This window comes from Cohnella luojiensis (assembly GCF_004564235.1).
Lineage (GTDB): Bacteria > Bacillota > Bacilli > Paenibacillales > Paenibacillaceae > Cohnella > Cohnella luojiensis.
The window spans coordinates 1-3,180 of sequence record NZ_SOMN01000073.1 but is presented as its reverse complement, the minus strand read 5'-3'; the positions used below and the strand labels follow the sequence as shown (position 1 = coordinate 3,180).

Below are 3,180 nucleotides of genomic sequence, written 5' to 3'. Positions count from 1 at the left end.
TGTTACCGCTCACGCACTTTGTCGGTGCAATAATCACCGTCAATGACGTGAGCATTTGTATGTCAGGCACGTCAGGCAGGTGGAAGGTGTAACGCCAATCACTCACACTAAGGAAAACCGGCGAGTTATCCCGCCGTTCCCCGTTGCCGGTCCATATCGGAGAGGACTCGGCCTATATGTTCTTCTTCTATAACTTCGAGCCCTTTTCCTTCCGCCTCAAACAAAGCCTGCCCGCATATTTGGTTCACTACCCTCGGAATTCCCTGGCTTGCCGCGTGCAGCATTTGAATGGCACTCTCTGCAAACACCGGCCGCGTCAGATTCGCCGCCTCCATATGGTGGCGAATGTAGCCGCTCGTTTCCTCCCGACTCATACCGTTCAAGTGGTACTGGATTCCCACGCGCTGGCTAATGGCCTCGTATTTCTTAAGTCGCAACTTCTTCCTCAACTCCGGTTGTCCCGCCAGTATCACAGGGAAAAGGGAGCGAGCATCCATTTGGTGGCTCATCACAAAGCGTAACTCAAGCAGCATGGCTTCACTCATCTCGTGGGCTTCATCAATAACAACAACGAGCCCCCGTTCGCCTTGTGCTTCTCGCCGGGTGAGCACTTCAGTCCATAACCTGCGTGCTTTCGCGACAGAGAAAGGCGCTTCTTCCTCCAGTTGGCGCAGCAATGCCGCGTAGAAATCACGTGGCTTTAAGTCGGCGGTGCTCAGATAAATCGTCAGTGTTCGCATGGGATCAAGCATTCGGGATAGCCTTCGGAGCAGGGCGGATTTGCCGCTGCCCACTTCACCGGTTAGGACGCTGAGCATCCGGTTTTCCACCGCCATGTTCAGCCGCGCATAGGCTTCCTGGTGTCCCTTCGTTTCGTAGCAGGTGTCGCACTCTTTCGTAAAAGGACGAATACTCAAGTACGCTCACCGCCTTTTCGTGCATAGTGCAGTTCGTCCTCTTGCCATGCCGCTTGGCGCTTTTTCTCCGCCAGTTCCAAGAACGACAGGCTTTCCTTTTGCTCCTGTGGCCGCGGCTGCGGCTCATCTGGCTTCTTCTTCCGCTTACGGTTCAGTTCCACTGGCTTGGCTTCGACATATCGTTTATCCTCCCACCACACCTGTACTTCTGTGAGATCAAATGGATCGTAGCGGAGCTGCACACGCTTGCCAGCCAAGGCAGTTTCCACTTCGTAGATATTGCCGCCCAGCTTGACACAGCAAGCCTTATCCACACTTCGCGTCTCCTCCCAAAGGAACAACGTATTCAGTTCCGTCAGGGATTTGCGTTTACGCTCCCTGTTGCTGGATTCGTATTTCTCACGCGGTGAGCGCTTGGTACTACCGTGTACACGCTCATGGTAGTAACCATCCAGCCATCCACGCAGGGCATTGTTCAGCTCCGCAAGCGTTGTAAGTTTACCTTGGTCCACATCTGCCTGCACTTCCGGACGGAAGCTGGAATCGACGAACTGAAATAATCGTTCAACTTTCCCGCGGCCTTGCGGCCGGTACGGCTTGCTGTGTACGAGACGAATGCCAAGCCTGCCGCAGATCCGGGCCAGATGGTGTGCCGAGAATGCAGAGCCGTTGTCGCAATAGAACGTCTCGGGAATACCATGGCGGAGAATTGCTTTCTTCAGGCTGTCCTCCAGGCGCGGCAGTTGCTCGTCCCAGTAGATTTGGGCATGTAGCACATAACGGCTGTAATCGTCGACAAGGGCGAGCAGAATCGTCTTTCGCTTCTTTCCCGGATGATTGGGGTCGGGGAGGTAGACGAAATGCTTGAAGTCCGACTGTACAAGTGTCAAGATATCCTCTGCCTCAAAGCGACGAAATTCGGAGGATGGTGCGGACTGTTGCAGTTCATTTCGACTGGCGCCTGCCTTGCGCAGATGCCGGGCGAGCGTACTAGCCGCCACTTGTCCCGGCTGCGCCGCTTTGCTTTGCTCAAGCAGGAAGATAAGTTGCTCGACACTTCGCTGCGGGCGCTCGCGGCGAAGTTTAATCGCCAGTTGCAAAATCTCGGACGGCAGCTTGGTCATCGCCACAGTCTGCCTTGCCTTTGGTTTAAGCGCGTCCCAACCGCCTTTGCGGTAAGCAGCCAAATAACGCTCCAATGTACGGGCACTTACGGTTTGCCGCCCCGTTCCCGGTAATTCAAATAAGCGGTCAGCGGTTTGCTCCAGCCATTGACGCAGTTCTCCCGGTAGTAGCGGCGTTTGTCTACTCACAATGGGAGCAATGAGCGCATAGCGGGCAGCAGCGATTTGTTCGTCTTGCTGATTTACAGCCATGAATGAGTTCCTCCACAGATAAAGGATGGGCGAAATGCCCTCCGCTTCATTGTCGGGGAAGTCATCCGGACAGGCTATGCCCAACCGCTGTGGGATGGATAAGGCTTTCCGCCATGCCGTGCGAGCGGTCGAGAAGAAGTACCGTCGAAAAGAGGCTCTTGCTACCTAGACGGTTGTTCCAACCTACCAGCAGGGCTCGAATATCCGAAATCCTCTCGCGCGGCAGTTCCGTCTCCAAGTCGTCATGGAGCAGTCGTTCCCAGAGGCGTTCTTGGTGGCGCAGCAATCGCTGACGCCAAGTGCGAAGCCAGCGCCGTAGCGTCTTTTCCGCGTAGGGGCCGCCTGCAAAATGACGGGTCTCAGAAGCAAGGATGGTAACCGGCATGCCTTCTTCAGCGCGTATTATCACTTCTTGTTTCACTTCAATAGAAGCCTCATGGTACGCCTCGGCAAATGCCGGCAGGACGCTCATTGTCCGCTTACACACTGGACAAAGAAAGCGAAAGACGGGCAGCAAGATCCGTTCGGTGAGCGTGCTCAGCCACCGCTTGAACTGTCCATGTCGATGGGGTCTGCGATTCGTCTTACAATGCGTACAACAACTCGGCCGCTCGGTCTCCGGAAGACCGTCTGCTACATCCAGCAAATATGACTTTACATCTGTCTTAGAATTCAATACGATAAATGTGGCGTAAGCCGGGGGGGACAGGAAGATGAGGCCGCCAAACCTTGACATCTTCCTGTTCTTTTATATATTCAGCAATCCGCCTACTCCTCATGATTGTCGGTGATTCGTACACCACCCCCGCCAATTATATCTCTACATCTCCGTCATTACATATAAAAAATCGCCGCTCTACTTCCGACAACGGAAGTGAACGGCGACA

3 protein-coding genes are annotated in these 3,180 nt (G+C 54.3%); all 3 read right to left on the bottom strand.

Annotation, left to right across the window (positions count from 1 at the left end):
* Positions 1-125 precede the first annotated feature (125 nt).
* The 3 genes from E2980_RS23680 to E2980_RS23670 all read right to left on the bottom strand — a co-directional run bounded on the left by E2980_RS23680 (position 126) and on the right by E2980_RS23670 (position 2,765).
* Positions 126-917, bottom strand: a complete 792-nt coding sequence (locus E2980_RS23680) for an ExeA family protein (protein WP_240703175.1) — start codon at positions 915-917, stop codon at positions 126-128.
* Positions 914-2,293 (bottom strand): DDE-type integrase/transposase/recombinase, encoded by a 1,380-nt coding sequence (locus E2980_RS23675; protein WP_135154673.1) that lies wholly within the window; start codon positions 2,291-2,293, stop codon positions 914-916. The genes E2980_RS23680 and E2980_RS23675 overlap by 4 nt, the downstream gene beginning before the upstream one ends.
* A 61-nt stretch (positions 2,294-2,354) precedes the next feature.
* The gene (locus E2980_RS23670; protein ID WP_135154672.1) at positions 2,355-2,765 is read right to left on the bottom strand and encodes a hypothetical protein; all 411 of its coding nucleotides are present in this window, start codon (positions 2,763-2,765) and stop codon (positions 2,355-2,357) included.
* Between the last annotated feature and the right edge of the window lie 415 nt (positions 2,766-3,180).

Excerpts from the sequence above, each read along its gene's own strand:
- E2980_RS23675 (WP_135154673.1), bottom strand. The coding sequence starts at position 2,293 with ATGGCTGTAAATCAGCAAGACGAACAAATCGCTGCTGCCCGCTATGCG.
- E2980_RS23670 (WP_135154672.1), bottom strand. The coding sequence starts at position 2,765 with ATGAGCGTCCTGCCGGCATTTGCCGAGGCGTACCATGAGGCTTCTATT.